This is a genomic window from Enhygromyxa salina (genome assembly GCF_000737335.2).
Lineage (GTDB): Bacteria > Myxococcota_A > Polyangia > Nannocystales > Nannocystaceae > Plesiocystis > Plesiocystis salina_C.
The window spans coordinates 1-613 of sequence record NZ_JMCC02000312.1 but is presented as its reverse complement, the minus strand read 5'-3'; the positions used below and the strand labels follow the sequence as shown (position 1 = coordinate 613).

General features: G+C 67.2%; 1 protein-coding gene. It reads left to right on the top strand.

Annotation, left to right across the window (positions count from 1 at the left end; all coding sequences use genetic code 11):
* Positions 1-62: 62 nt before the first annotated feature.
* A partial coding sequence (locus DB30_RS41045; protein WP_146663007.1) for a hypothetical protein occupies positions 63-613 on the top strand: 551 nt, incomplete at its 3' end.

Sequence of the window (613 nt, the reverse complement as noted above, 5' to 3'; positions counted from 1 at the left end):
TGCGGCCGATCTCGCTGTCGTCCCGCCGCCGCGCGGGCGCGAGCGAGTACGCGGTGATTCTCGTGCCCACGCAGACCGCCACGAACTGGACGGCGAGCGTGCACCTGTCGAGCTCGAGCCTGAGCGCCGAGATCGCGGACCACTGGCAAGACGGCTTCTATCCGTTTCGGATCACCGCAGAAGAAGGGGACTCGACCCACGTCAATGTGCTGTGGGCGAGGCGGCCGCCGGGTATCTCGGTGCAGGCGCGCGTGAACCTCACGGACGCTGCATTCGCGGACGAAGATGGATTGTGGCGAACGCGTGGATACCACCTCGAGACGGTTGACACCTACGTGCAAGCAGGCGCGACGCGCCGCGCGGCGGTGTGGGTGCGCTACCAACCCTACCTACGCTGGGAGGGCACCGAGTTCGTGCCGGGCGACACGAGCTATGCGACCAAGTACAAGATGTTCCACGATCAGGTGCTGCGGGTCATGGGCGATCTGACCGAGGTCGACTGCTCCGGTGGCCAGGCGTGTCCCGCCGGCACCGGCTGCTACACCTGTCCGCCGGACGTCCCGTGCCTTCACGACGAGGTCTGCGCTGGCGCGGACATCGGCGAATACACCCG